Below are 2,173 nucleotides of genomic sequence, written 5' to 3'. Positions count from 1 at the left end.
AATTTCTCAACACGTTGACATTCGTAAGGGATTCAACTACTACTTTGAACGGAGGGAGTCGGAGCCTGATTTCTTCAGAAAGTCGAAGATTCATCAATATCGTAAGATTTCTTCCCGCTTTAAGCGTTATTCTGAAGCCGGTTTTTATCGACAAAGACGCGGTACTTCATTTCGAATTAAGAAGTCCTGCAAGAAATGTGGATATTTGAAAGATCAATTGTATGGTAAATGAGAAACAACCGAGACCAATAAGACATATTTTCAACGATCTGGCATATTCATTATTGGAAGAAATATGCATGATATGGTTCAAACGAAAATACAAGACCCAGATTCATTTCATGCTCTGAGTGGGTTTCAGGCAAAAATACTAAATAGTTCTAGTGCGTGTCAAGTGTCACTAAACTGAATACCTCAGTTGGTGAAGCATGAGAGTCGTAGAGACGTTTGGTTCACCAAAGTGAGGCGGAGTTTAGGGAAATAAGTAAACGGAGGTGAACCAGACGATGTATAACAGGCAACCGCGCGAGATGCACAAAGCCGTGTGCTCCGACTGCGGCAAGGAATGTGAAGTTCCTTTCAAGCCTACAGAGGGGCGACCGGTATACTGCCGCGATTGCTATCAGAACCACCGCCCTGCAAGGCGGAGCAGGTACTGATCGATTTTTGAGATAGGCGTTTTTTAGTCCTTCTCTAAACATTTTTTCTCTTTTTCAATTTTTGATATCCTGATATCGCATTTTACATTCTCCTTACATAAAAAGTATCCCTCGCATGAGCAAATCTATTTAACGATTGAATTCAATGAGCCAGTAAGGTAGCAGGGGGTACTACATGGAGGAGAAAATGCTGATTCAATATCCGCCTCATTTGAGGTGGATGCTCAAGAGAGCGCTCGATGATCCCGAAGGATTCTGGGGTGAGATTGCAAGCGAACTGCACTGGTTTAAGCCGTGGGACAAAGTCTTTGAACAGACAAATGACACATTCAAGTGGTTTTCTGGTGGATTGACTAATCTCTCATACAACTGCGTGGATTATCATGTGAAGAAGGGAAGGGGGAATAGGGCTGCGATCATCTGGGAAAGTGGTGAAGGCGGACAGACACGCGTTCTGACATATAACCAGTTGCTTTTTGAAGTCACGAGGTTCGCAAAGGCACTGCGCGCTCTCGGCGTCAAGAGGGGGGACAGAGTCACCATCTACATGCCGATGATTCCTGAAGCTGTTGTCGCAATGCTCGCGACGACGAGAATCGGAGCGATACACTCTGTCGTTTTCGGCGGGTTTGGATATGGTGCGTTGGCCGAGAGAATTGCAGACGCGAAATCGGAGATCGTTGTCACATCGGATGTAGGCTACAGGAGAGGCAAAGTCGTTCCGCTCAAGGAGACTGTTGACCTCGCGTTGAAAGAAGCAAAAGGAGTCAAGAAGGTGGTCGTGCTGAAAAGGGGCGACACCGATCCTCCTATGACCCCTGACAGGGATATTCTCTGGGAGGACGCCGTCGAAATGGGTGCATCGGAGAGTCCGGCTGTTGTGCCGATGAGGTCTGACGAACTCGCCTTCATTCTCTATACCTCTGGCACGATGGCAAAGCCCAAGGGGACGGTTCAGCCACATGGGAGTTATCAGGTCTATGTCTATGCGATGGGAAAATGGGTCTATGATCTGAAGGAGACGGATGTGTGGTGGTCGACCTCCGATATCGGTTGGATCGTCGGGCACAGTTATGTGGTGTACGGACCCCTCCTCACAGGTTGCACCACCGTCATGTATGAGGGAGTACCCGATTATCCGACACCAGATATCTGGTGGAAAATTGCGGAGAAGAACCGTGTGACCCAGATGTGGATCTCGCCAACGGGCGTCAGAGCACTTATGCAGCACGGTGAGCAATGGCCGAAAAAGCATGACTTGAGCTCAATCAGGGCAGTCTTTTGTGCTGGGGAAGTCTTGAACCCCCCTGCTTATGAATGGCTCTCGAAGAAAGTCTTCGATGAGAGGATACCCGTCGTCGATCACATGTGGCAGACGGAAACGAGCGGTCCCATTATCGGGAATCCGATCGGCATCGCGACTCTTCCGATCCTCCCAGGATCTGCGACAATTGCACTCCCAGGCATCGATGCGGATGTCGTCGACGACAGGGGTCAACCGCTCCCCCCAGGTG

2 protein-coding genes are annotated in these 2,173 nt (G+C 48.7%); one reads left to right on the top strand and one right to left on the bottom strand.

Translation table 11 applies throughout. The features are described from left to right. Positions 1-452: 452 nt before the first annotated feature. Positions 453-701 carry a hypothetical protein gene (locus tag QHH00_08435; GenBank protein ID MDH7509397.1) on the bottom strand — a complete coding sequence of 83 codons (249 nt, stop codon included), beginning with the start codon at positions 699-701 and terminating at the stop codon, positions 453-455. Between the two features lie 133 nt (positions 702-834). Between QHH00_08435 and QHH00_08430 the strand changes: the two genes are divergently transcribed. Next, positions 835-2,173: AMP-binding protein (locus QHH00_08430; protein ID MDH7509396.1), on the top strand; the 1,339-nt coding region annotated here is incomplete at its 3' end.

It is taken from the genome of Methanomassiliicoccales archaeon (assembly GCA_029907465.1).
In the GTDB taxonomy this organism is placed as follows: Archaea; Thermoplasmatota; Thermoplasmata; order Methanomassiliicoccales; family JACIVX01; genus JACIVX01.
This window is presented reverse-complemented; position numbering and strand designations above follow the sequence as displayed.

What these genes read in the sequence shown, in the direction of transcription:
- QHH00_08435 (MDH7509397.1), bottom strand. Translation starts at nt 701, where the DNA reads ATGTTTAGAGAAGGACTAAAAAACGCCTATCTCAAAAATCGATCAGTA.